A 26,683-nucleotide genomic window follows, 5' to 3' on the forward strand; every position below is an offset into this window, starting at 1 on the left:
ACGGGACACATGGCGAGGGGAAAATACCGATGGTCGAGACGCTGACCAGCGATGGCGCGCGAACAAGCGCGCGATGGAGACCGGGAATCCTGCGCAACTGGTGGCTGCCGGTGGCCGTGGCGGTCCTGTCCGCGGTGGTCTTCGCCGTCGCCGAGCCGACCCTGATCGACGACACCTACATCACCCTGTCCTACGCCAGGAACATCGCCTTTCACGGGCACTGGGGGCTGATCCAGGACAGTGTCGCCAACTCGGCGACGTCCCCGCTGAACGTCCTGCTGCTCGCGGCCCTGACCTTCGTGTTCCGCAACGCCGTGGTCGCGGCGGGAGCGCTGTTCGTGATCACCCAGGTCACCCTCGCCCTGGCGCTGCGTACGGCCGGCAGGCACGCCGGGCTGCCGGAGCGGTTCGCCCCGCTGGCCATCCTGCTGCTCACGGTGAACCCGCTGCTGCTGTCCGCGCTCGGCATGGAGGTCTCGCTCGGTGCCGCGGTGCTCGCCTGGGCGCTGGTGTTCGTGCTGCGGCACAAACCGCTCGCACTCGGTGCCGCGCTCGGCCTGCTCTCGTTGATCCGGCTGGACCTGCTGGTGCTCGGCGCGGTGCTCGTGCTGGTACGTCCCCGGTTCTGGCGGGGACTCGGCCGCACCGTGCTCGCCACGATCGCGGTGGCGCTGCCGTGGTATGTGCTCAGCTGGTTCCTGCTCGGCTCGGCCGTCCCGGACACGCTGATCATCAAGACCAACCAGGGCACATGGGGCATGTGGGGCTTCGGCAACGGACCGCTGCTCTATCTGCAGGCCTTCCCGAAGGCCACGGTGCTCTCCTTCCTTCCGGTAGCGCTCGGCGCGCTCGCCGGCCTCGTCTGGCTCGCCCTCGCGATACGGCGGGGACCCTCGTGGAGCCGGCTGCGCCCGTTCGCGGTGCTGCTGCTCGCCGGGGCCGTGCACTACGTGGCGTACTCGATGCTGATCGTCCCGCCCTATCACTGGTACTACGGGCCGAGCCTGTCCGCGGGGATCATCTTCCTGGCCGCGGCGCTGTGCTCGGTGCGCGGTCCCATCGGCTGGATCGGCACCGGGATCGGCGGACTGCTGGTGGCGGCGAGCGTGGTCTGGTACACGGCGCACGGCCTGCCCCGCGCCTACGCGCCGATCATGACCAACTGGACCTCGACCGTGAACTATCGCGAGATCGGGCGGGAGCTGCACTCGATCGTCGGCGACCGGCCGGTACGCAGTGGCGGGGAGATCGGCGTGCTCGCCTACTCCTGTGACTGTGCGGTCGTGGACCAGTTCGCCGACCGCGGCATCATGCTCGGCGAGATCCACAAGGTGCACAGGAAGGCGAGTGGTCTCGGCAAGACGTTGCAGGACATCAACTTCACCTTCCTCGACCGGGACGTGCGCCCGATCCGCCCGGAGTACGCACTCGGGGTGAGCAGGTCCGCCCACGCCCCGGCCACGGCGATCAAGTCCTGGCCCATCGGATCCCCGTGGGCCAGGTACCGGGTGTTGTATCTGACCCACCAGCACTGACCGGCAACATCAGGCCAACGGCCGCACCGGCTCCCCGCGCTGGACCACACCGCGCACCCGGGAGCGGTAGTCGGTGAAGTCGAACGGGTCGCCTTCGAGCAGCATCAGATCGGCACGAAAACCGGGGGCGATGGTGCCGACCTCGTCCGCGCGCCCGAGCAGTTCCGCCGCTCGCACGGTCGAGGCGCGCAGCACCGCGTCCGGCGCCATCGAGACGTGGTGCAGCAGCTCCAGTTCGCGCAGGTTGTCCCCGTGCGGGAACACACCGCTGTCGGTGCCCATCGCGATCGGTACCCCGGCCGCCACGGCGCGGCGAATCGAGTCCCGGTGGATCTCGAGGACCTCATAGGCCTTGCGGACCACCGAGTCCGGCATGGCCGCGCCCGCCTCGATCTGCTCGATCAGGGCGGTGGGCGCGAGCAGCGTCGGCACCGGCCAGGCCTCCTTGTCGAGCAGCAGTTCGATGGCCTCGTCGTCGAGGTAGATGCCGTGCTCGATGCTGCGCACCCCGGCACGCAGGGCGTTCTTGATGCCTTCGGTGCCCTGCGCGTGCGCCATCACCCGGAGTCCGGCGCGCGCCGCCTCGGCCACGCACATCGCGAGCTCCTCGGCGTCGAAGTGCGCGTGACCCGGATCGTCACCGGGGGAGAGCACCCCTCCCGTGGTGCAGATCTTGATCACGTCGGCGCCCGCCCGCACCAGCTCGCGCACCCGGACCCGCATCTGGTCCGGGCCGTCCACGACCATGGCCGGGCGGCCCGGATGCTCCTGCATCAGCGGCAGGCAGGCCCCGCTCGGCAGCCGGCCGTCGGTGTGCCCGCCGGTCTGCCCGAGCACGGTGACCGCCGTGGCCAGTTCGGGACCCTCGATCAGCCCGTCGCCGAGTGCGGTCTTGATGCCGAGGTCGGCCCCGCCCGCGTCGCGCGCCGAGGTGATGCCGCAGTCGAGCAGCGCGCGCAGGTTCCGCGCCGCGGCATAGAACTGGTATGAGAACGGTTCCTGCATCATCTGCAGCCGGTCCGCGCCGGAGATCACGACGTGCACGTGGCAGTCGATGAGTCCGGGGAGCACGGTCAGCCCGGTCACGTCGAGTTCGGTGTCCCCGTCGAGCCCGGTGCCCACATCCAGGATCCGCTCACCCTCGATCACGAGCTCGGCCTCTCGGACTGTGCTGCCGTCGAATACCGTGCCGCCGCGCAGGATCGTTCGTTTCGTCATGCTGTCGATCTTGGCATGGCGGGTTAGGTGAGCTCCCCGGCTTCGAGGATCCGCAGCACCGGAACTCCCGCTTCGTCCGAGGCGGCCAGATCGATCTCGGCGAGGATGCCCCAGTCGTGATCGCCCTCGGGGTCGTCGAAGATCTGGCGCACCAGCCAGCGCTGCGACTCGATGGTGATCATCAGCAGTGCTGGGCCCCGCGCGTCCGGTCCGGTGCCCAGTTCGGCGTGCTCGGCGAAGTAGTCCTCGACCGCCTCCGCCCAGTCCTGCGCGCCGAGGTCGGTGAGTTCGGCCAGGGTCTCGTAGTCCCGGCGCGCGCAGCATTCGACCAGCCGGAACAGCTGATTGCGCACGAGTACCCGGAAGGCTCGCTCGTTGCGGGTGACCGGTGGCGCCTCGGGTTCGGGTGCGGGACCGACGGTCTGCTCCGGAGCCTCGGGATCGCGCAGCCGCTCCCATTCCTCCAGCAGGCTGCCGTCCACCTGGCGCACCAGCTCGCCGAGCCAGACCGTGATGTCCTCGAGTTCCTCGGTGCGGGCGCGGTCCGGGACGGTGCGCCGCAGCGCCGCGTACACATCCGCGAGATAGCGCAGCACCAGTCCCTCGGAACGGGCCAGCTGGTAGAAGCCGATGTACTCGACGAAGTTCATCGCTCGCTCGTGCAGATCGCGCACCACGGACTTCGGGGAGAGTGCGGCATCGGCGACCCAGGGATGTGCCCTGCGGTAGGTCTCGAAGGCGGGGTCCAGCAGCTCGGTCAGCGGCTGCGGATAGTTGACGTCCTCGAGCAGCTCCATGCGCTCGGTGTACTCGATTCCCTCGGCCTTCATGGTGGCCACGGCCTCGCCCTTGGCCTTGTTCGTCTGGGCGCGCAGCACCGGCCACGGGTCCTCGACGGTGGCTTCCACGATGGAGAGCACGTCCAGGGCGTAGCCGGGGGCCTGGTCGTCGAGCAGTTCGATCGCGGCGAGGGCGAACGGGGCCAGCGGCTGGTTCAGGGTGAAGTCCCACTGCAGGTCTTCGGTCAACCGCACGGTGCGGCCCGCTTCGTCCGGGGTGTCCAGCCGCTCGACGATCCCGGCTGCGAGCAGGGAGCGGTAGATGGAGATCGCCCGCAGGATCAGCTTGCGCTGTGTGGCGCGGTCGCAGTGGTTGTCGGTGAGCAGCTTGCGCATGGCCGCGAAGGCGTCCCCTGGGCGGGCGACCACGTTGAGCAGCATGGCGTGGTTGACGGTGAAACTCGAGGTCAACGGTTCGGGTTCGGCCTCGATCAGCTTCGTGAAGGTGGGCTCGCCCCAGCCGATCTGACCGGGCGGCGGTTTCTTCTTCACCACCTTGCGGCGCTTCTTCGGATCATCGCCCGCTTTGGCGAGCGCCTTCTCGTTCTCGATCACGTGCTCGGGGGCCTGGGCGATCACATTGCCCGCGTCGTCGTAGCCCGCCCGGCCCGCCCGCCCGGCGATCTGGTGGAACTCGCGGGCGGTGAGCAGCCGGGACCGGGTGCCGTCGTATTTGGACATCGCGGTGAACACCACGGTGCGGATCGGCACGTTGATCCCGACGCCCAGGGTGTCGGTGCCACAGATGATCTTCAGCAGCCCGGCCTGCGCCAGTCGTTCCACCAGGCGCCGGTACTTGGGCAGCATGCCCGCGTGGTGCACCCCGATACCGTGCCGGATCATCCGGGACAGTGTCCTGCCGAAGCCCGAGGAGAACCGGAACCCGCCCAGTTCGGCGATGATCTGGTCGCGTTCGGCCCGGGTGGCCACGTTGACGCTGGTCAGTGCCGAGGCCTGGGTGATCGCCGCCGCCTGGCTGAAGTGCACGAGATACGCGGGCGCCTGCTTGGTCTCCACGATCTCGTCGATGGTCTCCGGCATCGGGGTGAGCACATAGCGGTAGAACAGCGGGACCGGCCGTTGCGCGCTGGTGACCACGCTCGTGGCGCGGCCGGTGCGCCCGGTCAGGTCCCGTTCGAAGAAGCTCACGTCGCCGAGGGTCGCGGACATCAGCAGGAACTGCGCGTGCGGCAGTTCGAGCAGCGGAACCTGCCAGGCCCAGCCGCGGTCCGGATCGGAGTAGAAGTGGAACTCGTCCATCACCACGAGGCCGATATCGGCCTCGGCGCCCTCGCGCAGCGCCAGGTTCGCGACGATCTCGGCGGTGGCGCAGATGATCGGGGCGTCGGCGTTCACACTGGAGTCGCCGGTCATCATGCCGACGTTGTCCGCGCCGAACACCTCGATCAGGGCGAAGAACTTCTCCGAGACCAGCGCCTTGATGGGGGCGGTATAGAAGGTGGTGCGGTCGGTGGCGATCGCCATGAAGTGCGCCCCGGTGGCCACCAGGCTCTTCCCGGTCCCGGTCGGCGTGGACAGGATCACGTTCGACCCCGTCGCCAGTTCCATGAGCGCTTCGAGCTGCGCCGGATACGGGTCGATACCGGTTTCACCGACCCAGGTGGTGAAGGTGTCGAAGAGACTGTCCGGATCGGCCGAGGTGGGGATGCGGTCGGTGAGGGTCATGAGCGGCGGTCCTTCCTGAGCATCGTAGGGCCGCTTGCGGCCCGAGGAGCGCAGGGTTGGTCGCTTCGGGACGGCAGTGTCACCCTCAGAACGCCTTGTTCACCGTGGTCTGCCCGCGCCGCATGGTGTCGTCGCAGTGCCTCAGCGGCCACTCGAACTGCTTGGCGTCCATCTCGTGCACGGTCCGGTCGGCGTACTGGCGGAGTTTGGTCAGTATCGCCTGGTCCGGTACCACATCCTTGCGCACCCAGTCGCCCGCGGGTTTGTCTTCCTGCGGCGGGTAGGAGATCACCGGGTAATAGTCCCGGGCGATGCGCGGATCCGAGGACACCTTGTTGCCTGGCCCCCACGGTCCGCGCGAGTGGATGAATGTCGGCTTGATTTGGTTGAACACATAGTCGCGCAGCCCGGGCATATCGCCGTGGTTGATCAGTTCGGCGATGTGCGGTTCGGCGAGCCCGGCCATGTCGACGATGTGCAGCCTGCTGGTCAGCGAGCTGCCGCCGAGGTCGGGGGCGAACAGGGTGCCGCCCTTGAGCCCGAGCATGTCGGCGTAGGCGTTGAAGGTGCGGCCGATCCGGTCGGCCACGTAGCACATGGACAGCGTCGGTTCGCTGCGGAACTGATGGGCCTGCGCCATGAGCCCGGCTCCGGATGCGGCCGCCGAAGCCGCGAGCCCCAGGGACAGCATCACCTGTCCGCGCGGTCTGCACTGCGCGAGGGCCCCGAAGACGCCGAGGGTCCCGGTGATCGCGAGCAGTGCCCAGACCGGGGTGGCGAAGCGGAACTGGCCCATCCAGTCCGGTTCGATGACCACATAGGCGAGCACTGCCAGGGTCAGCGGCACGAGCAGTGTGCCGAGTGCGGCGCGCCAGGGGCACTTGGCCAGGGCGAAGCCGATGCCGACCAGCGCGGCGAGCACCAGCGCGGGGCCGACGTAGTCGAGCAGTTCGCCGACCCGGTTCAGATCGGTCAGTGCCGGGAAGCTCTGCGATTTGGCCACCGAGGTGTTCGGGAGGAGCTTGCCGAACTCCAGGTAGCGCCAGAGCAGGTACAGCCCGAAGGGCACGATGAACGCGGCGACCGAGACCAGGATCTTGCGCACGCTGAGTGCGAGGGTCTCCCGGTGCAGGTGCACGAGCACCGCGAGCGGATAGGCGCCCGCGTAGATCGCCCCGTCCGGCCTGGTCAGCGCGGCGAGCGCGGCCAGAACGCCGGCGATGATCCCGACCCGCGCGGTCAGCAGCCGTCCCTCGATCGTCGCGCGGAACAGCAGCACCGCGATCCCGACGGCGAGCAGCGCGTACAGCGAGTTCTCCAGTCCGGAGAAGGACCAGATCACGAAGGAGGGGATGGCCGCCATGGCCGCCCCGGCCAGGAAGGTGGCCAGCCACGGGCGCTTGGTGACCGCGCGCGCCGCGTGGTGGCAGAGCACCAGGATGCCCGCGCAGCACAGCAGGCCGAGCAGCTTGGGGAACAGCACGTAGTCCGGGATGCCGAACCAGGTGCCGTGGTCGAACAGGCCGAGCAGCCTGCCGAGCACCAGCAGCACCAGCCAGGTCGGATTGGAGAAACCCTCGACCGGGGCCGAGCCCGGCGCCACGACGGGACCCAGCCCCTCGGCGACATCCCTGGCGTAGGCGAACGTGATGGCGGCGTCGTCGACGATCCAGTTGCCGTAGATCGAGGCTCGCCAGGCGATCAGCGCGAGCCCGGCGAGAATGGCGAGCACCGCGGGAGCGATGCGGCGTAAACGTCCGCTGCCGGTCTCCGCCGGGGCCTCGGGCTTGTCTTGTGAGGCGACCGGCTGTGCAGTTAGGGTCTGCGTCATCTTCTCTTCGGGGTCGTCGGTACGCGCGCATGCGACACTAGTGAGTCGAAAGTGTATTCGCCGCTGGGTATGGGGCGCGCGCGGCCCTGCATCAACGGGGCGTGTTCGTCCGGGGGTTACCGTGTCTCTCCGTGACGATCGTGTTCAATGTTCTGCTCTTCGCCCATTTCCTTGGGCTGGCCGCACTCATCGGGGCGGCCTTTCTGCAGCGCAGAGCCGCGGCCGGGGAAGCGCTCTCGGTCGCCTGGCTGTGGGCCAGCCTGACCCAGTTGATCAGCGGCCTTGCCATGGTCGGGCTGCGAGACGCGCACGTGGTCAGCACCCCGCTGGACACGAGCGGGCACATCAAGATCGGCGTGAAGCTCATCGTGCTGCTCGTGATCGCGGTGCTCGCCATCCTCGGGCGTAACCGCACCGAGCGCGCTCGTGGTCTCGCACTGACCATGGGTGGGCTGACCGTGCTCAACATCGGCATCGCAGTCTTCTGGGGGTAGCCACATGACCAGTAAGGAACTCGACGAACCGTTCATCTCCTCGGCGGAAGCGCCGCGGGAGATCACCGTCAAGGCGGTGATCCTTGGCGTGGTGCTCGCCGCCGTGCTCGCCGGCGCGAACGCCTACCTCGGGCTGAAGGTCGGGCTCACCGTCTCGGCCTCCATCCCGGCCGCGGTGATCTCGATGGCGGTGTTCCGGCTGCTGCGCGGCTCCACCATCGTGGAGAACAACATCGTGCAGACCGCGGCCTCGGCGGGGGAGGCGCTTGCGGCCGGGGTGATCTTCACGCTGCCCGCGCTGGTGCTGCTCGGCTACTGGCAGGGCTTCCCGTTCCTGCCGGTGATGGCGATCGCGCTGTGCGGCGGGGTGCTCGGCGTGCTGTTCACCGTTCCGCTGCGGCGCGCGCTGATCGTCAACGCGAACCTCGCCTTCCCGGAGGGCGTGGCCACCGGCGAGGTGCTCAAGGCAGGCGAGCGCGGCGGCAAGGAAGCCAAGTACGTGGTGATCTCCGCGATCGCCGCCGGAATCCTCAAGCTGTGCCAGACCGGCTTTGGTATCGCAGCGGGCACGCTGAGCGGAGCGGCGAGCGCGGGCCGGGCGGTGTTCGGTTTCGGCAGCGAGATGTCGGTGGCCCTGCTCGGGGTCGGCTACATCGTGCGGGTCAACATCGCCGGGCTGGTGTTCACCGGTGGCGTGATCGCCTGGGTGGTCGGGATCCCGCTGTACATGACCTTCGCCGATCCCTCGGTGCTCGCGCACACCGTCGACGGTGCCACCGGTTACGACGCCGCCGAAGCGGTGTGGAGCGACCAGGTGCGCTACCTGGGGGTGGGCGCGATGGCCATCGGTGGCGTGTGGGCGCTCGGTTCGGTGCTGCGGCCGGTGGTGAACAGCATTCGCTCCTCGGTGCGCGCGGTGCGGGCGGCCAAGTCCGGCGAATCGAGCAGACTCGAACGCACCGAGCGCGACATTCCGGCGAACTTCCTGCTGTGGGGCACCATCGGAATGGCGGTGCCGATCTTCCTGGTGTTCCTGTTCGTGGTGGACCGGGCCAGGCTGCAGATCAGCAGTGGGCTGTTCGTCGGCACGATCATCTTCGGGGTGCTGTTCGCCCTCATCGCGGGCTTCCTGTTCTCCTCGGTCTCCGGATACATGACCGGTCTGGTCGGTTCCTCGAACAACCCGGTATCCGGGGTCACCATCCTGACGCTGCTGGTCGGCGCACTGCTGCTGCTCGCCATCCTGGGCGTCGAGATCAACTTCACCGGGCACGAGCTCGCCGCGACGGTCGGTGCGGCCACCGCGGTACTGATGGCTGCCGTGGTCAGTTGTGCGGCCGCGATCGCCGGGGACAACCTGCACGATCTCAAGGCGGGCCGGATCGTCGGCGCGACGCCGTGGAAACAGCAGACCATGCTGATCGTGGGTGTCGTGGTCGCCGCCGTGTGCATCGCGCCGATCCTCTCGGTGCTCTACAACGCGTACGGCATCGGCAATTCGCTGCCCAGGCAGGGTATGAACCCGAGCGAGGCGCTGCAGGCACCGCAGGCCACGCTGATGAGCTCGATCGGCAAGGGCGTGTTCGCCGGTGGCCTGCCGTGGACCATGATTGGCATCGGCGCGGGCCTCGCGGTCCTGATCATCGTGCTGGACCGGATCCTGGTCCGCAGGGGCGCCCGGTTCCGCACTCCGGTGCTCGCCGTCGCCGTCGGGCTGTACCTGCCCATCGAGCAGTCGGTGGCGCTGTTCATCGGTGGTCTGGTCGCGGTGTTCGCCGACCGGGCGCTGCGCAAGGACGGGGCCGACCCGAAGGAGAACCGGCGCGGCATGCTGTTCGCCTCCGGCCTGATCACCGGTGAGGCGCTGGTCGGCATCATCCTCGCGATCCCGTTCGCCGCGGCACAGAGTGCCGACGTGCTGGCCCTCAGCTCCTCGGCCCTTGGCATGTCCGAGGGTGCCTTCACGGTGCTCACCGATGTGCTCGGCGGCGCGGCCTTCGTGTGCTTCATCATCTGGCTGTTCCGGGTCGCCCGCAGGCGCAGCGAACAGAACAGCGAGCATAACCAGCAGTGACCCGCCCGCCCGCGCCGTGTTCACCGGGTACACCTGCGAACGCTCGGTAGCGGCGCGGGTAGGGTTGTCGACCACAGCACACTTCCGCACTGGGAGGAATTTCGTGACACCAGGGCAGATCGCCGCAGTCGTCGCCGCAGCGGCGTTCGTCGTGCTGGTACTGCTCGTCGCCGTCGTGGTGGTGAAGCTCTCGCGCACGCTCGACGAGGCGACGATCGCGATCCGCAAGGCGCACGAGAACACCGATCCGATCTTCACCGAGGCCTCGACCACGCTGACGCACGTGAACACCCAGCTCGAGCGGGTGGACGGGGTAACCTCGAACGTACGCACCCTCACCGGAAACGCCTCGGCGCTGTCCTCGTTGTTCACCGCGACCCTCGGTGGTCCGCTGGTGAAGACCGCCGCGGTGTCCTACGGGGTCTCGCGGGCGATCAAGGCGCGGCGCGCGGCGGCGGGTGCGCCGCAGGGCAAGCACAGCAGGCGTGCGCGGAAGGGGCGCCGGAAGTGAAACGGTTGTTCTGGCTCGGGATCGGCGTCACGGCCGGCGTGATCGCCACGCGCAAGGTGAACGCGACCGCGCGCAAGGCCACCCCGGCCGGTATCGGGGAGAACATCGGCGCCGGACTGCGCGAGCTGGCCGAGGCGGTCGGCGCCTTCGGCGCGGATGTACGCGCGGGGATGTCCGAGCGGGAACAGGAACTCGCGCGCGGGGTCACCGAGCGCACCGGCGTCGAGCTGCCGGGGCGGCGAGCTCGCGGGGCGGGCGAGCGCGCGTCCTGACGTTCCGGCCAGCCCGTCCGCCGTCATCGGCCAACCACCCCGCAGTCACAAGGAAGAAGCCGTGCAGACACACGAAATCATCAAGCGCTTCCGCGATCATTTCGAGAAGGCGGGCCATACCTGGGTTCCCTCGGCCTCGCTGATCTCGGACGACCCCACGGTCATGTTCATCATCGCCGGGATGGCGCCGTTCAAGCCGTTTTTCCTCGGTCAGCAGACCCCGCCCTACAAGACGGCGACCAGTGTGCAGAAATGCATCCGCACCCCGGACATCGACGAGGTCGGCAAGACCACCCGGCACAACACCTTCTTCCAGATGGCCGGGAACTTCTCGTTCGGCGACTACTTCAAGGCCGAGGCCATCCGGCTGGCGTGGACCCTGGTCACCGGCAAGGTCTCCGAGGGCGGGCTCGGTTTCGACCCCGAGCGGCTGTGGGCGACCGTCTACGAGTCCGACGACGAGGCCTACCGGCTCTGGCAGGAGGTCGCCGGACTGCCCGCCGAACGCATCCAGCGCCGCAGCGGTGCGGACAACTACTGGGACATGGGCGTGCCCGGTCCCGGCGGCCCCTGCTCGGAGATCTTCTACGACCGCGGGCCCGAGTACGGCGCCGATGGCGGACCGGAAGCCGACGAGGACCGGTACCTGGAGATCTGGAACCTCGTGTTCATGCAGGACATGCGTGGGGAGCAGAGCCCGAAGAAGGGGTACCCGCCGGTCGGTGAACTGCCGCAGAAGAACATCGACACCGGTATGGGCGTCGAGCGGGTCGCGTTCCTGCTGCAGGGCGTGAACAACGTGTACGAGACCGATCTGCTGCGCGTGGTCATCGCCAAGGCTGAGGAGCTCTCCGGGAAGCGCTACGGCGAGAACGAGGCCGACGATGTACGTTTCCGGGTCATCGCCGACCACGCCCGTTCCGGGGTCATGCTGATCGGCGACGGCATCACCCCGTCCAACGAGGGGCGTGGCTACGTGCTGCGCAGGCTGCTGCGCCGGATCGTGCGCTCGGTGCGCCTGCTCGGCGTGCAGACCCCGGTGCTGGCCGAACTCGCGGCGACGGTGCGGGACGCGATGGCGCCGTCCTACCCGGAGCTGGTCACCGAGTTCGAGCGGATCGAGTCGGTGCTTGTCGCCGAGGAGCAGGCGTTCTCCACGACGCTGACGGCGGGTTCCCGGATCTTCGAGACCGCGGCCGAACAGGCCAAGGCGGCAGGCGCGCAGGTACTGTCCGGGGACAAGGCCTTCCAGCTGCACGACACTTATGGGTTCCCGATCGACCTGACCCTGGAGATGGCCGCCGAACAGGGCCTCGAGGTGGACGAGAGCGGGTTCCGCGCGCTGATGTCCGAGCAGCGGGCCCGCGCGCAGGCGGACGCGAAGGCGCGCAAGTCCGGGCACGGCGATCTGTCCGAGTACCGGGAACTGCTCGACGCCCACGGCCAGACCGAGTTCCTCGGCTACACCGACCTGGAATCGGACGCCCGGGTGCTCGGCATGCTGGTGGACGGGAAACCCGCGCGCACCGCGAGCGCCGGTACCGATGTCGAATTGGTCCTGGACCGCACCCCGTTCTACGCCGAGGGCGGTGGGCAGATCGCCGATACCGGCACCCTCTACGGCGAGGGTGTCGCGGTCCGGGTGCGCGATGTGCAGAAACTGGTGCCCGGCCTGTTCGTCCACCGGGTCACGGTGACCGAGGGTGAGCTCGCCGTGGACACCCGTCTTTCCGCGCACGTGGATTCGGCACGCAGGCACGCGATCGAGCGGTCCCACTCGGCGACCCACCTGGTGCACGCCGCAGTGCGCGGGGCCTACGGCAAACAGGCCGCGCAGGCGGGTTCGCTCAACGAACCGGGCAGGATGCGGTTCGACTTCACCGTGCCGCGTTCGGTGTCCGCGGACGTGCTCGCCGGCGTCGAGGAGGAGGTCAACCAGTATCTCCAGGACGACTGGGAGGTCAACTCGTACACCACCAGCATGGACAAGGCCATGGAGCTCGGCGCGGTGGCGCTGTTCGGCGAGAAGTACGGCGACAACGTGCGCGTGGTGGACATGGGCGAGTACTCGCGTGAGCTCTGCGGTGGCACGCACGTGGACCGGATCGGCCAGCTCGGCCTGGTCAAACTGGTCGGGGACTCGAGCGTCGGCTCCGGGGTGCACCGGGTCGAGGCCTTGGTCGGCATGGACGCGATGCGCCACGCCAGCAAGGAGCACCTGCTCGTCTCCCAGCTGGCCGGCCAGTTCAAGGTGCCCGCCGAGGAGTTGCCGGAACGCATCGAGGGTGTGGTCGGCCGGCTGCGTGCGGCGGAGAAGGAGATCACCGAGCTGCGCACCAAGGAGATACTGGCCTCGGCGGGCAAGCTCGCGCAGCAGGCCACCGAGGTCGGCGGGGTGCAGGTGGTCGCCGAGCAGGTCGAGGTCGGCGATGGCTCGGCGCTGCGTTCGCTGGCCAGTGACGTCCGGGCCCGGCTCGGTTCCGCGCCCGGTGTGGTCGCGCTGTTCGCCCCGAACGACGGCAAGCTCAGCTTCGTGGTCGCGACCACCGAGGCGGCCAGGGAACGCGGGCTCGCCGCGGGCAAGCTCGTGGGCGCCCTCGCCCCGGCGGTGGATGGCCGTGGCGGCGGTAAACCGGACCTCGCGCAGGGCGGTGGCTCGGACCCGTCCGGGGTCCCCTCGGCCATCGAGTCCCTGCGCTCGGCGGTAGCGGGCTGACCTTGGCAGGTGATCCCGGCCCCGGTCGCAGGCTCGGCATCGACGTCGGCGCGGTACGCGTCGGCGTCGCGCTGAGCGATCCCGCGCCACTGCTCGCGTCACCACTCGTTACCCTCCCGAGAGACGAGCGGGACAAGACCGACATCGCCACGCTCGTCGCATTGATCGAGGAACACGAGGTGGTCGAGGTCGTGATCGGTTTGCCCAAGACGCTTGCCGGCGGGCACGGCAGCGCGGCACAGCACGCGAGTGCCTACGCGGAGGAACTCGCCGCGCGCATCCGGGTGCCGGTCCGGTTCGCCGACGAACGCCTTTCCACGGTCAACGCGGGCCGGATGCTCTCCGACCGCGGCGTGCGGGGCCGTAAGCAGCGTTCGGTGATCGACCAGGCCGCCGCGGTGGACATCCTGCAGACCTGGCTCGATGCCCGGTCGAACGCCGCGGCACGGGGCGATCTGGGCCGGGAGGACACGTGAACGACGACCTCGGCCTGTTCGACGAGGACGACTATCCGCGCGAATCACCCAGATCCCGGGGCCGCGAGCAGCTGCGCAGGAAACGGCGGATCACCTGGCTCGGCTCGGGTGTGATCGTCGCGGTGCTGCTGCTGTTCGCCTGGTTCGGTGTCCGGCAGCTGCTCGGGCTCAGCTTCGCCGACTACGAGGGCGGCGGCCAGGGCCAGGTCGTCGTCCAGGTCACCGCGGGCCAGTCGCAGCGCGCGATCGCCTCCGAGCTCGCCGAGAAGGACGTGGTGGCCAGCGCATCGGCCTACACGCACGCCGCCGAAGACAACGACAAGGCGCTCTCCGTTCAGCCCGGCTACTACCAGATGCACGCCAAAATGTCCGGCCAGGCCGCGGTCGCCCGGCTCACCGATCCCGGTTCCCGGGTCGGCAATCTGCAGATCCGGCCGGGGACCCGGCTCCAGGATGTGAAGCAGCCGAACGGATCGGTCACCAAGGGTGTGCTCACCCAGCTGGCCGAGTCGAGCTGCGCGGAACACAACGGGGACAGCACCTGTGTCTCGGCGAACACGCTGCAGCAGGTGGTGGGTTCCACCGACTTGACGAGCCTCGGCGTGCCCTCCTGGGCGGCCAAGGAGGCGGGCAAGGTCGATGCGGCGCACCGGCTCGAGGGTTTGATCCTGCCCGGCGTGTACGAGGTCAAACCGGGCGCTTCGGCGAAGGATCTGCTCAGCACCGTGCTGCGGGCCTCGGCGGAGAAGATGAGCTCCGCGGGTCTGCCGCAGGGCGCCGAGGGGAGCGGACTGAGCGCCTATCAGGTCCTCACCGTCGCTTCCCTGGTGCAGGGAGAAGGCCTGGAGAAGGACTTCGGCAAGGTTTCCCGGGTCATTCACAACCGGCTGACCCAGAAGCAGCGGCTGGAACTCGACTCGACGGTGAACTACGTGCTCGATCGCCCGGAGATCCGCACCTCGAAGGCCGATCGGGACAAGGCGGGGCCGTACAACACCTACGCGAACACCGATCTGCCGCCCTCACCGATCGACTCGCCGAGCATCGAGGCGATCAAGGCGGCCGCGAAACCGACCCCCGGCGACTGGCTGTTCTTCGTGAAATGCGAGAAGGACGGTTCCTCCTGCTTCGCCAAGACCGTCGACGAACACCGGCAGAACGCCAAGAAGGCACAGGAGAGCGGTGTCTACTGAGCCAGCCAGGATCGCGGGAGTGCTCGGCGATCCGATCGGACACTCCCTTTCCCCGGTACTGCACACCGCGGCCTTCACCGCGCTCGGCCTGCACGACTGGGAGTACCGGCGAATCCGCTGCGGTGCGGAGGAACTGCCCGGTCAGGTGGACGGCTCCGGCCCAGAGTGGGTCGGCTTCTCGGTCACCATGCCCGGCAAGCGGGCGGCGCTGCGGCATGCGAGCTCACTGACCGGCAGGGCGCATGCGGTAGGCGCGGCGAACACCCTGCTGCGTAAGAAGGACGGCTGGCACGCCGACTGCACCGATGTGAGCGGAGTGAGCGGCGCACTGCGCGCGGCCGCCGGTTTCACCGAGGGCAGCAGGGGCGTGGTGCTCGGTGCGGGCGGGACCGCGGCGGCCAGCGTGGTGGCCTTCGCCGAGCTCGGGTTCACCGAGGCCACCCTCGTGGTCCGCGATCCGGACCGGGCGGGGGAGACCGTGGCGGCCGCCGAACGCGCCGGGCTCGACGTACTGGTGCAGACCTGGGCGGACACGGATTTCGGTGCGCTCGCCGCGAAGGCGGACGCACTGGTGAGCACGGTGCCCTCGGCGGCGGTGGAACCGATCGCCGAGGAACTCGCGCAGGCGCACGCGCTGCTGGATGTGATCTACGATCCCTGGCCGACCCCACTGGCCCGGGTGGCGCCGCGATTGGCCACCGGCCTGGACATGCTGCTGCACCAGGCGTTCGAACAGGCCGAACTGTTCACCGGGCAAACGGCGCCGCGCGAGGAGATGCGCGACGCACTGCGCGCGGCGACCGGGGGCACACTGGAGCTACCGCTGGACTGATCCGGCGAGGCGCTCGATTCCCGCCCTGATCCGCTCCTTGTCCATGCCCCGGGTGCTGAGCAGATAGTCCATGATGTCCGCGCGCATCGCGGTGAACAGCGCGTGCGCGAAGTAGTCCGCATCGATGCCCGGGTTCACCGCGGCGATCCGCGCCCGCAGTTCGGCGATCCAGAACTGGCAGACCGGATTCGCGTAGTAGGCGTCCGGGCCGAGATGTTCGAAGGCCCGGTTGAGTGCCCGGTTCTCCCAGGCGAACTCGAACAGCGCGTCCAGGAAGGCGGCGAGCGCCTCGGCGGGTTCGGCACCCGGGCCGAGTGGCGGCGTTCCCTCTGTGAGCGCGGTGCGCAGCCGCGCCACTCGTGGTTCGAGGACCGCCTCGATCAGGCCGGTGCGGTCGGCGAACCGCCGGAACACGGTGCCCTTGCCGACTCCGGCGGACTCGGCGATCCGCGCCATGCTCACGTGTGCCACACCCTCCCGGTCGAACAGCTCGGCGGCCGCACTGAGAATGCGTTCCCGGTTGCGGGCGGCGTCGGATCGCTCGGCGGGCACGAGAACCTCCTGGCGTAACTGGACCGCCGGTCCGTATAGTGCCGAAGCGGACCGACGGTCCAGTTATACCCGAAGGAGATGCCGTGCCGGAACCCGACCTGCGCAGCTGGAACGCCGAGATGATCGCGAAGTTCCGGGCCGCGCCACCCGAACCGTATGCCGAGTACCGCCCCGTGGTGCGGGTGATCGAGGTACCGGGGCGGCGCAGTAGGGAGCCGCGCCCGTTCGCCGTGAACATCACGCTGATCGGCGGGGCACGTTATGTGTGCACCTCGACGAGGAAGCGCGACTGGGTGCGGAATCTGCTCGTCGCGGGATCGTGCGCGATCCGGGGCGAGGGCCGGTACACCCCGGTGCTCGTCGAGGGAGCCGCGGCGGCCCAGGTGTTCGCCGCCTATCTGCCACTCGCCGGCTATGTGGACGAGGCGTTGCCCTTCGCGCCGGAGGCGCCACTCGCCGAGATCGAACGGCACAGCGGCGAGTTCGCCGTGTTCCGGCTGGACTGGCCGCAAGACTAGGCTCTCCGCATGGCATTCGAGGACGTCGTGGTCGGCGAGGCACGGCCGTATGCGGACAAGGTGGTCATCGAGGAATACGACCCGAGCTGGCCGGACCGCTATCGGGCGCTCGCCGACCAGCTGCACGCCGTACTCGGAGACACCCTGCGGCTCGTTGCCCACAAGGGTTCGACCTCGGTCCCCGGGCTCGCCGCCAAACCGATCATCGACCTCGTCGCCGCGGTCGCCGAGTCGGCAGCGGAGCCGAGCTATGTGCCCGCGCTCGAGGCGGTCGGCTACCGGCTCCGGGTGCGCGAACCCGGCTGGTACGAGCACCGGATGCTGCGCAAACGGATCGTGGACGGTGCGGACGAGAACGCGCATCTGCACGTGTACACCGAAGGCTGCCCGGAGATCACGAAGAACCTGGCCTTCCGGGACTGGTTGCGCGCCCACCCCGAGGACCGGGACCGGTACGCCGAGGTCAAACGCGAGCTCGCCAAGCGCGAATGGCGCTACATGCAGGACTATGCCGAGGCCAAGACCGAGATCATCGAGGGCATCATCACGAAGGCCCGCGCCGCCGGTGTGGACATCCCGGCCTGAGCGGGTGTTCCCGCGTGAATGGACCGTTCACGCGGGGTTGTTCTTGTCGGGGCCGATTCGGGGCGCGAGGCTCGAGCCATGGAACTCGTACGCTCAGCCGACTTGCCAGTGCTCGCGCTGCTCGGCTGGTTCGTCGGCCAGGCGGTCCGAGGGCTGCTGGCCAGGGTCCCCCGCGGCCTGGACTGTCCCGGGCGATGGTGCGGGTGGGGGACGGCGGCGCTGTGGAGCCTGACCGGGGCACTGGCGGTGACCGGTGTCCTGCCCTGGCGGTGGGTACCGGCCGCGCTGGCGCTCGCCCTGTTCGCGGTGCCGCTCGTCCTCGCGGATGTGCGCGCCGGGCGGCTGCCCGATCCGCTCACCTTCGCGGCCTATCCAGTCCTCGGCGCCACGGCGGTGTTCGCGGAACCGCAGGCATGGCAACGCATCGCGGCGGCGGGCCTGCTGCTCGGCGGTACCCACCTCCTCGCGCACCGGCTGGCTCCGCGCTCGCTCGGTGCCGGGGACGCCAAGCTCGCGGGCGCGCTCGGTCTGCCGCTCGGGGCGCACGGCTGGCTTGCGGTGCTGGTGTTCGCCCCGCTCGCCGCGGCGCTCAGCCTGGCGGTGGCCCTCGGAACGCGGAGCAGGACGGTGCCACACGGCCCCGGGATGCTCGCCTCGGGCTGGCTGCTGGTGACGTTGTAGCCGTTGCCGGGCCCGGGCGCCGGTCACTTCCGCTCGAGCGCGGCCAGGCGCAGCTCGAGCTGGTCGATCCGGTGCCGAAGCAGCGCGACCTGGGCTTCCAGGCTGACTTCCCGTTCCGCCCTGCGCTGAATGCGTGGTGATGTGGCGGCGCGTTCGATCACCGCCTCCAGCTGGACAAGACGCTGTGGTCCGTTCGGGCCGTCCACCAGCCGGGACCGGATCTCACCGTTGCGGTACCAGGACCGCAGGGCCGAGCGGGAAACGCCGGTCTCGGCCTGCGCCCTGGCCAGCGTGACCCAGGGTGTCTCGTCCAGCTGCTCGAACAGCTCCAGCTCGTTCTGCCAGCGCGCGAGCCGATCGTCCCAGTCCGACGGTGTCTCCATGACACCCTCCCTTCGGCATGGTGACCTTATCAGTGACAGAGTATTGACAGGGTCGGAACCATAGACCCATGCCATTCGAACGGTTCACGGTGAAAGCCCGCCAGGTGGTCGTCACAGCCCAGGAAGAGGCGAGGCAGCTCAACCACGACCACATCGACACCGAACACATCCTGCTGGCACTGCTCGATGCACCAGACAGCACGGCGGCGACGGTGCTGCACCGGCTCGGCTACGACAAGCAGACCGCGCAGGCCGATATCGCCGCGATTGTCCAGCCCGGCACCGGTGAACTGAGTGGCCACATCCCGTTCACCTCGCGCGCGAAAAAGACACTGGAGCTCGCCCTGCGCGAGGCGACGCAGCTGCACCACAACGAGGTCGGTACCGAGCACATCCTGCTCGCCCTGGTCCGGGAAGGCGGGGGTATCGGCGCGCGAGTGCTGGCCGAGCGGATCGATCCGGTCGGCAAGATCCGTGCCGCGGTGCTGGCCTCGGTGCCGGGTTCACCGGATGTACCGGCCGATTCATGGCCTGCGGGTACGCCTGCCACCGAGGACACGATGGCAGGTGCGAGCGCGCTGGCCGGTGGCGCACCGATCGGCAGCCATCACCTGCTCGAGGCGATGCTGCGGACGGAGAACAGCATGGCGGCCAGGGTGCTGCGCCAACTCGGTGTCGACCCGGACACGGTCGCCGCCACGATCGACGAACTGGATCCGGAGACGACGACGGACGCGAACCCGGAGGAAACCGCCGCGCGCAGGATGGAACTGCGGCTGATCGGCGAGGAGGTGCACCTGATCCTGCGGGATCCGGCGACGGTCACGCTCGCCAAGCAGGTGACCGAGTTGTCCGGCAGCCCGATCCAGGGTGCCGGTCCGGTCGCGGGCCTGTTCGTCCCACTCTGGCGATCGACCGTCCAGCTGCTGGTGCGGCTCCGGTGCCTGTTGGAACCGGAATCCGGAGAAGAACACGGATCAGCCTCAGGTGAGACCGCCACGTTCGTGCGCACGGTGCTCGCGCCCCGGCTCCGCCGGCGAACCAGCTGAATCGGGGTAATCGTGCAGATCGCCATCGTCGGCGCCGGACTCGGTGGCCTGGTCCTTGCCCGTGTGCTGTGCATGAACGACATCGATGCCGTGGTGTACGAACGCGAATCCTCGCGTGCTGCCCGCGGCCAGGGCGGCATGCTCGACATCCATTCCGGGCAGCGGGCGCTGCGCGAGGCCGGTCTGATCGACCGGTTCTCCGCGATCGCCCGCGGTGCGGGCCAGGACATGCGGCTTCTGGAGCCGGACGGCACCCTGCTACTGCAGGAGGACACACCCGAGGACGCCCCGCTGGATCGCCCCGAAGTGGACCGCGCGGATCTGCGCGCGCTGCTACTGGACGCTCTTCCGGAGCACACGGTGCGCTGGGGCCACGCGTTCGAACACGCCGATGGCCATGTCGCGCACTTCGCGAACGGCAGCAGTGCGCACTACGACCTGCTGGTCGGTGCCGACGGCGCGAACTCCCGGGTCCGTGGATTGCTCACCGAGACCCGGCCGGTGCACCTCGGCCAGAACGTCGTCGAGATCGGCATTCCGGATATCGACCGCACCCACCCCGAGCTCGCGGCGATGCTCGGGCGCGGCAACTACTGGGCGCTCGGCAATGGACAGTCCCTGGCGGCGCAGCGCAACGGTGACGGCCGGGTGCGCATCGGCCTCAGCTTCTACAACACCGCCGCGGACTGGTTCGCCACCAGCGGGATCCCGTTCGACGACCCACCCGCCGCCCGTGCGCGCCTGATCGAGCTGTTCGCCGGCTGGGACGCGCGGTTCACCGCGCTGATCGCCGCCTGCGAGGACACGATCCTGCCGCGGTCGATCACCGCCCTCCCGGTCGGCCTGACCTGGCCAACGAGGCCGGGTGTCACGCTGCTCGGGGATGCCGCCCACCTGATGCCGCCGGTAGGGCAGGGCGCCAACCTGGCACTGCTCGACGGTGCCCTGCTCGGGTTCACCCTGGCCGGACACCCGGACGACGTGCCCGCCGCCGTCGAGGAATACGAACGGAAGATGTTCGAGCGAGCCGGAGCCGCCGCCCGGATGTCCGCGGACATGCAGGAACTGCTGATGTCGCCGGACGCCGCCCGCAGAATGCTGGAGTTCTTCCAGCCGGGCTGAACGCTGCATCCGGGTGCTCGCGGCGGACAGTGCGATGCCGGACAGCAGCTCCAGGTTACGGTTTCGCCCCCGGCCGGTTCAGCCTGGCCTCTGCGTAGGCCCGCGGGGCGGTTCATGGGAGGATCGGACCCGTGCTGCGCTGGATGACCGCCGGAGAATCACACGGGCCCGCCCTGGTCGCGATGCTGGAAGGCATGCCTGCCGGTGTCGAGGTCACTACGTCCGATATCGCCGCCGCTCTGGCGCGAAGGCGACTCGGCTACGGCCGGGGTGCGCGAATGAAGTTCGAGGCCGATGAACTCGACATTCTGGGCGGGGTGCGCCACGGCAGGACCCAGGGCGGCCCGATCGCGGTCCGCGTCGGCAACAGCGAGTGGCCGAAGTGGCAGGAGATCATGTCGGCCGACCCGGTCGCGGACGCGGAGCTCGAAGGCAAGGCCCGCAACGCCCCGCTGACCCGCCCGCGGCCCGGGCACGCCGACCTCTCGGGCATGCAGAAGTACGGCTTCGACGACGCCCGCCCGATTCTGGAGCGCGCGAGCGCGCGGGAGACGGCGGCCCGAACCGCGGCCGGTGAGCTGGCGCGGCAGTTCCTGCGCCAGAGCATCGGCGCCGAGGTGCTCAGCCACGTGGTCGCGCTCGGTTCGGTGCGCGCCCAGGCCGAAACCCTGCCCGGTCCCGGCGACCTGGAGCGGATCGACGCCAGCCCGGTGCGCGCCTGTGCCGAGGCCGACGCGGCAGCGATGGTGGCCGAGGTGGACGCGGCCCGGGCCGAGGGGGACACGCTCGGCGGTGTCGTCGAGGTCGTGGTGCACGGACTGCCACAGGGGCTCGGCTCGTACGTGCACTGGGACCGCAAACTGGACGGCCGCCTCGCCGGTGCCCTGATGAGCATCCAGGCGATCAAGGGCGTCGAGGTCGGTGACGGCTTCGAGGTCGCTATGAGCCGGGGAAGCGCCGCGCACGACCAGATGCACCCGGAGGCGGTCGGGGTGAGCCGTTCCTCCAACCGCGCGGGCGGCCTCGAGGGCGGCATGACCAACGGCGAACCGCTGCGCGTCCGCGCGGCGATGAAACCGATTTCCACGGTGCCCCGCGCACTGTCCACAGTGGACGTGACAACGGGGGAGACGGCGATCGCGATCAACCAGCGCTCCGATGTGTGCGCGGTGCCCGCCGCCGGGGTCGTCGCCGAGGCGATGGTGGCGCTGGTGCTCGCGGACGCCGTGCTGGAGAAGTTCGGCGGGGACACGCTCGGCGAGGTGGCCCGGAACTGTGCCGCCTACCGGTCCGAGCTCGCCGAGCGCTACGACTGGAGCGCAAAATGAGCCGGCGTCCCGCCGCGGTGCTCATCGGTCCGCCCGGTGCGGGCAAGACCACCGCAGGGCAGCTGCTGGCGGGCCGTCTCGGCGTCCTTTTCCGCGACGTGGACGCAGATATCGTGGCCAGGCAAGGAAAACCGATCGCGGAGATCTTCGCCGAAGACGGTGAACAGCGGTTCCGGGAACTCGAAGAGCAGGCGGTCGCCGAAGCGCTCACCGACCACACCGGGGTACTCGCCCTCGGCGGTGGTGCGGTGTGCCGCCCGGACACCCGCGACCGGCTGCTCGCCGGGCACCGGGTGCTGTTCCTCAACGTGGGCATCGAGGAAGGGGTACGCCGGACGAGCACCTCCTCCGCCCGGCCACTGCTGCACGGCACGGACCCCGAGACCCGGCTCGCGGCACTGCTCGAACAGCGCCTTCCGCTCTATCGCGCGGTCGCCGAACTGGAGATCGACACCGACGGGCGCAGCGCGGAACAGATCGCCGGGCTCGCGGCCGAACACCTCGCCAAGACGGGAGCACCCAGCCAATGAACGCATCGACCCTCGCCCGGATCCCGGTACACGCCGAGCGGCCCTACGAGGTGCTGGTCGGCCGCGGCCTGCTGGACGACATCGTCCGCGCGGTCGCGGACTCGCCCTCGGTGGCGATCATCCACCCGCCGACCCTCACCACCACCGCCGACGTGGTCCGCGAGGAGATCGTGGCCGCGGGTCCGGAGGCGAACCGCATCGAGATCCCGGACGCCGAGGACGGCAAGGACCTCTCGGTAGCCGCGTTCTGCTGGGAGGTGCTCGGCAAGATCAAGCTCGACCGTACCGGCACCATCATCGGGCTCGGCGGCGGTGCGGTGACCGACCTCGCCGGGTTCGTCGCCGCGACCTGGCTGCGCGGGGTGCGGGTCATCCACGTGCCGACCACGGTGCTGGGCATGGTGGACGCCGCGGTCGGCGGCAAGGCCGGGATCAACACCGAGGCCGGGAAGAACCTCGTCGGCGCGTTCGCCGAGCCGGCGGGTGTGTTCGTGGACCTCGCGACCCTGGAGTCCCTGCCGCGCAACGAACTGCTCGCCGGGATGGCCGAAGTCGTCAAGGCCGGATTCCTCGCCGACCCCGCCATCCTCACCGCGATCGAGGCCGATCCGGAACAGGCGGCCGATCCGGTCGGGGATGTGCTCGGCGATCTGGTGCGCCGGTCGATCGCGGTGAAAGCGGACGTGGTCTCCGAGGACCTGCGCGAGGCCGGGCGCCGAGAGTTCCTCAACTACGGACACACCCTGGGGCACGCCATCGAACGACGGGAGCGGTTCCGGTGGCGGCACGGGGCCGCGGTCTCGGTCGGGCTGGTGTTCGCGGCCGAGCTCGCCCGGCTCGCCGGCCGGCTGGACGACGCGACCGCCGAGCGTCACCGGACGGTGCTGGAACTGCTCAGGCTGCCCACGCGGTACGCGGCCGATGCGCTGCCCGCGCTGGTGGAGACCATGCAGGGGGACAAGAAGACCCGTTCCGGGGTGCTGCGGTTCGTGGTGCTCGACGGGCTGGCCAAACCGGGACGCCTGGAAGGCCCCGATCCGAGCCTGCTCGCGGCCGCCTACTCGGCCGTGGCCGACGAGCAGGGCTCGAGCGGTGCCGAGGTGCTGCTGTGAAGGTCTTCGTACTCAACGGCCCCAATCTCGGCAGGCTCGGCAGCAGGGAGCCGGGCATCTACGGCAGCACCAGCTACGCCGAACTCGAGCAACTGTGCGCGCGCACCGGGGCCGAGTGCGGGGTCGAGGTCGAGACCAGGCAGACCGATCACGAGGGTGAGCTGGTCGGCTGGCTGCACCAGGCCGCCGACGCGGACAGTCCCGTGGTGCTCAACGCCGGGGCGTGGACGCACTACTCGATCGCGGTGCGCGATGCCGCGGCCCAGCTGCGTGCTCCGCTGATCGAGCTGCACATCTCGAATGTGCACGCCAGGGAACCGTTCCGGGCGAAGAGCGTGCTTTCCGACATCGCCACCGCGGTCGTGGCGGGCCTCGGGGTGCGCGGCTATGCGCACGCCATCCGCTGGCTGGCCGAACGGGAATCCTGCGGGAATACCACAAGCAGCGCGAACGGGTGACCACGACGGTCGGTACCGGCCACGCGGTGTCTCACTAAACTGGCCGCGTGATCGGGGCAGATGGTCGCCGGAGCGCGCGGCGTTCGGTGCAGGGTGGCATGATCGCGGTCGCGCTCGGCACGCTGTTGCTCGCCGTCGGATGCGGCGGGGGAGAGGAAGCCGAGGCCGCCGCGGCATCCCCGCAACATGATCAGCACGACGGCGTGCACGTTCCAGGACAGGGTCCGCGGCTGTCCGTCGACCGGCCACGGGACACGCTCAACATCGCGGGCGGTGGAACGGCCGCGCCGTACAACTACGCGCCGAGCGTCATGACGGACGGTGCCACCACCAGGATGTGGTGGTGCAGCCAGCTGCCGGACACCGGGCCGCCGGGTGACGACATCCTGTACGCGCAGGCCCCCGGTATCGATGGCCCGTACGGTTCGAACGGAGTGGCCGCGACGGCCGCGCTCTCCGGCAGCGGCGGGACCGCCTTCGACGCGAAGCACACCTGCGATCCCTCGGTCGTCCGGGTCGGCGGGACCTACTATATGTACTACACCGGGGCGGCGGGCGATAAGGCCCACGGCAACGCCATCGGGATGGCGAAGAGCACCGATGGGATGACCTGGCAGCGCAACGGCGGGCCGATCGTACGGCCCTCGCTCGGCAACGACGGGCAGAACACCTACGGCGCGGGCCAGCCTTCGGCGCTGTACCTGGACGGCTGGTTCTACTTGCTCTACACCGACACCTCGAGCCGCTCGGCGGGGGACAACGGGGCGGGTCAGTTCGTGCTGCGGGCCAAGGATCCGACGTTCACCGAACAGGTGCAGATGCTCACCGGGTCCGGGTTCACCGACAAGGGCATGCTCGCACCGGGCAACGAGAAGAACCTGGTGGACGCGTTCTCCGCGGACTGGATGTTCTCCGACGCACTGGATGCTTTCGCCCTGGCGCACGAAACCAAGCACGGTACCGAGATCACCTTCTTCGACCGTGATCTGCGCAGCCAGCCCTATCAGCCGGTGCTGCTCACCGGGCCATGGCAGGAAGGGCCGGGCCTGGCCAGGCGCGGCGACGGGCACGCACCGGTCTCGACAACTGATCCCTGCTCCCGGGTACCGCTCGACGTGGTCCGCGCGACGGTCACCCCGAACGCGCCATCGAACCTGAGCCATTTCGGGCTGGATGTCACCGGTGTGCACGGCTGCGCCTCTCCGGGGCGCGCGCTCGGCCTGTTGCGCGGCTATGGAGTGCTTTCTCCGCAGCGGACCGTGTACCTCGTGGTGGACGGCGGCATCGTGCGGGTGGAACGGCGCTCCGTGGCCGAGGCACTCGCCCTCGGGGTGCTGGACACCCGGGTGTCCGCGCTGGACGGGGCACCGATGCTCGCCGACCTCGCTCCGGCCGCACCGGGCATCACCGCCACCGGGCGCCCGCTCGGCCTCATGCTCTCCGACGGGAAGCTCTGGCCGGTCGGCAAGGATGAGCTCGCGCGGCTGAACTCCTCACCCGTGCAGACCGTGTCCCCGGACCGGTGGGACGTCTACCCCTCGGGCAGCGACCTCTCCCGCTTGCGCGGCTGACGGCGGCGCAGCCCCTCGCGCCCGCCGACCAGCCTGCCGATCAGCATCCCCAGCCAGGAAGGCACGAGCACGAGCAGTCCGATGAACGGGGCGGGCCCGATCAGCGCCGGCCCGATCGCCCAGGCACCGGTGTTGTCCACGAACGCGGCCTGGCCGACCACCCCGAGCAAGGAGCCGAGGATGCCGGCGAGCAGGGCGGCCTTGAGCCACAGATAGTTGTCCCCGGTGTTGCCGAGCAGGTGGTCGATCGCCGCCCAGGCCATGGCGACCGCGCCGAGCAGGCACAGCCCGGCCACGGTCAGGGCCGCGGGAACGGAGCCGCCCACCGCGAGCTTGGCGTAAAGGGTCTGCACGATTCCCCACAACACCGCGAGGTTCACCCCGCGAATCAACCAGCCACGCATGACGCCAAGGCTAACCCCTCCGGGCCCACCAGGTAGCATTGATTGTCCTTCGAATACGCGGCGATCCAGTGCGGCGAACCGAGACCAGCGGCGATCCAAGGCTGATCCCAGGCTAGTGACGACTCAAGAACAGGAGCGAGACCACCACCGTGGCCACAACCAATGACCTGAAGAACGGCCTCGTGCTCAACCTCGACGGCCAGCTCTGGTCCGTCGTGACCTTCCAGCACGTCAAACCCGGCAAGGGCGGCGCGTTCGTGCGCACCACGCTGAAGAACGTGCTGTCCGGCAAGGTCGTCGACAAGACCTTCAACGCGGGTACCAAGGTCGAGACCGCCAACGTCGACCGGCGCGACATGACCTACCTGTACTTCGACGGCTCCGACTACGTGTTCATGGATCCGGACACCTACGACCAGATCACCGTGCAGCCGGAGGTCGTCGGCGATGCCGCGAACTACATGCTGGAGAACAGCACGGTGCTCGTCGCCAAGCACGATGAGAGCCCGCTGTACGTGGAGCTCCCGGGCTCGGTCGAACTCCTCATCGAGCACACCGACCCCGGGGTCCAGGGCGACCGCTCCACCGGCGGTTCGAAGCCCGCGAAGCTGCAGACCGGCGCGGAGATCCAGGTCCCGCTGTTCCTCAGCACCGGCGAGAAGGTCAAGGTCGACCCGCGGGATGGCCGCTACCTCGGCCGCGTGAACTCCTGA

26 protein-coding genes are annotated in these 26,683 nt (G+C 69.4%); 20 read left to right on the forward strand and 6 right to left on the reverse strand.

All coding sequences use genetic code 11. The features are described 5' to 3' along the window. The first annotated feature begins 29 nt into the window (after nucleotides 1-29). Nucleotides 30-1,535 (forward strand): hypothetical protein, encoded by a 1,506-nt coding sequence (locus A37U_RS0138135; RefSeq protein ID WP_020501908.1) that lies wholly within the window; start codon nucleotides 30-32, stop codon nucleotides 1,533-1,535. Between the two features lie 9 nt (nucleotides 1,536-1,544). Here the strand turns inward: A37U_RS0138135 and A37U_RS0138140 are convergent, their stop codons facing one another. From A37U_RS0138140 to A37U_RS0138150, 3 genes are all read right to left on the reverse strand, one after another. Continuing rightward, entirely contained in the window at nucleotides 1,545-2,753 is a 1,209-nt protein-coding gene (locus tag A37U_RS0138140; protein WP_020501909.1) for a metal-dependent hydrolase family protein, read from the reverse strand. A 23-nt stretch (nucleotides 2,754-2,776) separates the two neighbouring features. Continuing rightward, a complete protein-coding gene (locus A37U_RS0138145; protein ID WP_020501910.1) occupies nucleotides 2,777-5,278 on the reverse strand; it encodes a DEAD/DEAH box helicase in 2,502 nt (833 codons plus the stop codon). Nucleotides 5,279-5,363: 85 nt separating this feature from the next. Then, on the reverse strand, nucleotides 5,364-7,109 hold the full coding sequence (locus A37U_RS0138150; RefSeq protein ID WP_020501911.1) for a hypothetical protein: 1,746 nt from the start codon (nucleotides 7,107-7,109) through the stop codon (nucleotides 5,364-5,366). 131 nt (nucleotides 7,110-7,240) lie between these two features. Between A37U_RS0138150 and A37U_RS0138155 the strand changes: the two genes are divergently transcribed. The 8 genes from A37U_RS0138155 (at nucleotide 7,241) to A37U_RS0138190 (ending at nucleotide 15,677) form a co-directional block, all read left to right on the forward strand. Beyond that, nucleotides 7,241-7,603 carry a hypothetical protein gene (locus A37U_RS0138155; RefSeq protein ID WP_020501912.1) on the forward strand — a complete coding sequence of 121 codons (363 nt, stop codon included), beginning with the start codon at nucleotides 7,241-7,243 and terminating at the stop codon, nucleotides 7,601-7,603. A gap of 4 nt (nucleotides 7,604-7,607) precedes the next feature. Beyond that, the gene (locus tag A37U_RS0138160) at nucleotides 7,608-9,677 is read left to right on the forward strand and encodes an OPT family oligopeptide transporter (RefSeq protein WP_020501913.1); all 2,070 of its coding nucleotides are present in this window, start codon (nucleotides 7,608-7,610) and stop codon (nucleotides 9,675-9,677) included. A 103-nt stretch (nucleotides 9,678-9,780) separates the two neighbouring features. After that, on the forward strand, nucleotides 9,781-10,188 hold the full coding sequence (locus A37U_RS0138165; protein ID WP_020501914.1) for a DUF948 domain-containing protein: 408 nt from the start codon (nucleotides 9,781-9,783) through the stop codon (nucleotides 10,186-10,188). Next, the gene (locus A37U_RS0138170) at nucleotides 10,185-10,460 is read left to right on the forward strand and encodes a hypothetical protein (RefSeq protein WP_020501915.1); all 276 of its coding nucleotides are present in this window, start codon (nucleotides 10,185-10,187) and stop codon (nucleotides 10,458-10,460) included. Before A37U_RS0138165 ends, A37U_RS0138170 begins: the two co-directional genes overlap by 4 nt. Before the next feature lie 61 nt (nucleotides 10,461-10,521). After that, nucleotides 10,522-13,176, forward strand: a complete 2,655-nt coding sequence (gene alaS / locus A37U_RS0138175) for an alanine--tRNA ligase (RefSeq protein ID WP_020501916.1) — start codon at nucleotides 10,522-10,524, stop codon at nucleotides 13,174-13,176. A gap of 2 nt (nucleotides 13,177-13,178) precedes the next feature. Next, nucleotides 13,179-13,652, forward strand: a complete 474-nt coding sequence (gene ruvX / locus A37U_RS0138180; protein ID WP_020501917.1) for a Holliday junction resolvase RuvX — start codon at nucleotides 13,179-13,181, stop codon at nucleotides 13,650-13,652. Further along, nucleotides 13,649-14,845 carry an endolytic transglycosylase MltG gene (mltG, locus tag A37U_RS0138185; RefSeq protein ID WP_020501918.1) on the forward strand — a complete coding sequence of 399 codons (1,197 nt, stop codon included), beginning with the start codon at nucleotides 13,649-13,651 and terminating at the stop codon, nucleotides 14,843-14,845. Before ruvX ends, mltG begins: the two co-directional genes overlap by 4 nt. 19 nt (nucleotides 14,846-14,864) lie before the next feature. Next, nucleotides 14,865-15,677 (forward strand): shikimate dehydrogenase, encoded by an 813-nt coding sequence (locus tag A37U_RS0138190; protein ID WP_020501919.1) that lies wholly within the window; start codon nucleotides 14,865-14,867, stop codon nucleotides 15,675-15,677. Here the strand turns inward: A37U_RS0138190 and A37U_RS0138195 are convergent. Beyond that, nucleotides 15,663-16,229 (reverse strand): TetR/AcrR family transcriptional regulator, encoded by a 567-nt coding sequence (locus A37U_RS0138195; RefSeq protein WP_020501920.1) that lies wholly within the window; start codon nucleotides 16,227-16,229, stop codon nucleotides 15,663-15,665. The genes A37U_RS0138190 and A37U_RS0138195 overlap by 15 nt on opposite strands. 83 nt (nucleotides 16,230-16,312) lie before the next feature. On the opposite strand from A37U_RS0138195, the gene A37U_RS48925 reads away from it, so the two are divergent. The 3 genes from A37U_RS48925 to A37U_RS47490 all read left to right on the forward strand — a co-directional run bounded on the left by A37U_RS48925 (nucleotide 16,313) and on the right by A37U_RS47490 (nucleotide 18,013). Continuing rightward, nucleotides 16,313-16,747 carry a PNPOx family protein gene (locus A37U_RS48925; RefSeq protein WP_020501921.1) on the forward strand — a complete coding sequence of 145 codons (435 nt, stop codon included), beginning with the start codon at nucleotides 16,313-16,315 and terminating at the stop codon, nucleotides 16,745-16,747. A gap of 9 nt (nucleotides 16,748-16,756) precedes the next feature. Then, nucleotides 16,757-17,332, forward strand: coding sequence for a GrpB family protein (locus A37U_RS0138205; protein WP_020501922.1), 576 nt, complete (start codon nucleotides 16,757-16,759; stop codon nucleotides 17,330-17,332). 108 nt (nucleotides 17,333-17,440) lie between these two features. Further along, nucleotides 17,441-18,013 carry a prepilin peptidase gene (locus A37U_RS47490; RefSeq protein ID WP_020501923.1) on the forward strand — a complete coding sequence of 191 codons (573 nt, stop codon included), beginning with the start codon at nucleotides 17,441-17,443 and terminating at the stop codon, nucleotides 18,011-18,013. 23 nt (nucleotides 18,014-18,036) lie between these two features. On the opposite strand, the gene A37U_RS0138215 is transcribed toward A37U_RS47490, so the two are convergent. Next, complete coding sequence (locus tag A37U_RS0138215) at nucleotides 18,037-18,396, reverse strand: hypothetical protein (RefSeq protein ID WP_020501924.1); 360 nt, start codon at nucleotides 18,394-18,396, stop codon at nucleotides 18,037-18,039. Between the two features lie 68 nt (nucleotides 18,397-18,464). On the opposite strand from A37U_RS0138215, the gene A37U_RS55250 reads away from it, so the two are divergent. From A37U_RS55250 to A37U_RS0138250, 7 genes are all read left to right on the forward strand, one after another. Next, nucleotides 18,465-19,445 carry a Clp protease N-terminal domain-containing protein gene (locus A37U_RS55250; protein WP_020501925.1) on the forward strand — a complete coding sequence of 327 codons (981 nt, stop codon included), beginning with the start codon at nucleotides 18,465-18,467 and terminating at the stop codon, nucleotides 19,443-19,445. A 12-nt stretch (nucleotides 19,446-19,457) separates the two neighbouring features. After that, entirely contained in the window at nucleotides 19,458-20,567 is a 1,110-nt protein-coding gene (locus tag A37U_RS0138225; RefSeq protein ID WP_020501926.1) for an FAD-dependent oxidoreductase, read from the forward strand. Between the two features lie 131 nt (nucleotides 20,568-20,698). Beyond that, nucleotides 20,699-21,895: a chorismate synthase gene (gene aroC, locus A37U_RS0138230; RefSeq protein WP_020501927.1), complete on the forward strand. Its 1,197-nt coding sequence runs from the start codon at nucleotides 20,699-20,701 to the stop codon at nucleotides 21,893-21,895. Further along, a complete protein-coding gene (locus A37U_RS47495) occupies nucleotides 21,892-22,425 on the forward strand; it encodes a shikimate kinase (protein ID WP_020501928.1) in 534 nt (177 codons plus the stop codon). The genes aroC and A37U_RS47495 overlap by 4 nt, the downstream gene beginning before the upstream one ends. Beyond that, on the forward strand, nucleotides 22,422-23,537 hold the full coding sequence (gene aroB / locus A37U_RS0138240) for a 3-dehydroquinate synthase (protein WP_020501929.1): 1,116 nt from the start codon (nucleotides 22,422-22,424) through the stop codon (nucleotides 23,535-23,537). Before A37U_RS47495 ends, aroB begins: the two co-directional genes overlap by 4 nt. Continuing rightward, entirely contained in the window at nucleotides 23,534-23,995 is a 462-nt protein-coding gene (gene aroQ / locus A37U_RS47500; RefSeq protein WP_020501930.1) for a type II 3-dehydroquinate dehydratase, read from the forward strand. The genes aroB and aroQ overlap by 4 nt, the downstream gene beginning before the upstream one ends. Nucleotides 23,996-24,042: 47 nt before the next feature. Then, nucleotides 24,043-25,566 carry a family 43 glycosylhydrolase gene (locus A37U_RS0138250; RefSeq protein ID WP_026198051.1) on the forward strand — a complete coding sequence of 508 codons (1,524 nt, stop codon included), beginning with the start codon at nucleotides 24,043-24,045 and terminating at the stop codon, nucleotides 25,564-25,566. Here the strand turns inward: A37U_RS0138250 and A37U_RS47505 are convergent. Further along, nucleotides 25,527-25,970 carry a hypothetical protein gene (locus A37U_RS47505; protein WP_020501932.1) on the reverse strand — a complete coding sequence of 148 codons (444 nt, stop codon included), beginning with the start codon at nucleotides 25,968-25,970 and terminating at the stop codon, nucleotides 25,527-25,529. The two genes, A37U_RS0138250 and A37U_RS47505, sit on opposite strands and share 40 nt — an antisense overlap. Nucleotides 25,971-26,119: 149 nt before the next feature. Between A37U_RS47505 and efp the strand changes: the two genes are divergently transcribed. Beyond that, nucleotides 26,120-26,683 carry an elongation factor P gene (gene efp, locus A37U_RS0138260; RefSeq protein WP_020501933.1) on the forward strand — a complete coding sequence of 188 codons (564 nt, stop codon included), beginning with the start codon at nucleotides 26,120-26,122 and terminating at the stop codon, nucleotides 26,681-26,683.

The sequence above is a fragment of the Sciscionella marina DSM 45152 genome, assembly GCF_000379465.1.
Lineage (GTDB): Bacteria > Actinomycetota > Actinomycetes > Mycobacteriales > Pseudonocardiaceae > Sciscionella > Sciscionella marina.

Bases quoted from the DNA above. Each gene is read 5' to 3' on its own strand.
- A37U_RS0138135 (WP_020501908.1), top strand. From the start codon at position 30: ATGGTCGAGACGCTGACCAGCGATGGCGCGCGAACAAGCGCGCGATGG.
- A37U_RS0138140 (WP_020501909.1), bottom strand. From the start codon at position 2,753: ATGACGAAACGAACGATCCTGCGCGGCGGCACGGTATTCGACGGCAGC.
- A37U_RS0138145 (WP_020501910.1), bottom strand. From the start codon at position 5,278: ATGACCCTCACCGACCGCATCCCCACCTCGGCCGATCCGGACAGTCTC.
- A37U_RS0138150 (WP_020501911.1), bottom strand. From the start codon at position 7,109: ATGACGCAGACCCTAACTGCACAGCCGGTCGCCTCACAAGACAAGCCC.
- A37U_RS0138160 (WP_020501913.1), top strand. From the start codon at position 7,608: ATGACCAGTAAGGAACTCGACGAACCGTTCATCTCCTCGGCGGAAGCG.
- A37U_RS0138205 (WP_020501922.1), top strand. From the start codon at position 16,757: ATGGCATTCGAGGACGTCGTGGTCGGCGAGGCACGGCCGTATGCGGAC.
- A37U_RS0138215 (WP_020501924.1), bottom strand. From the start codon at position 18,396: ATGGAGACACCGTCGGACTGGGACGATCGGCTCGCGCGCTGGCAGAAC.
- A37U_RS55250 (WP_020501925.1), top strand. From the start codon at position 18,465: ATGCCATTCGAACGGTTCACGGTGAAAGCCCGCCAGGTGGTCGTCACA.
- A37U_RS47495 (WP_020501928.1), top strand. From the start codon at position 21,892: ATGAGCCGGCGTCCCGCCGCGGTGCTCATCGGTCCGCCCGGTGCGGGC.
- aroB (WP_020501929.1), top strand. From the start codon at position 22,422: ATGAACGCATCGACCCTCGCCCGGATCCCGGTACACGCCGAGCGGCCC.
- A37U_RS47505 (WP_020501932.1), bottom strand. From the start codon at position 25,970: ATGCGTGGCTGGTTGATTCGCGGGGTGAACCTCGCGGTGTTGTGGGGA.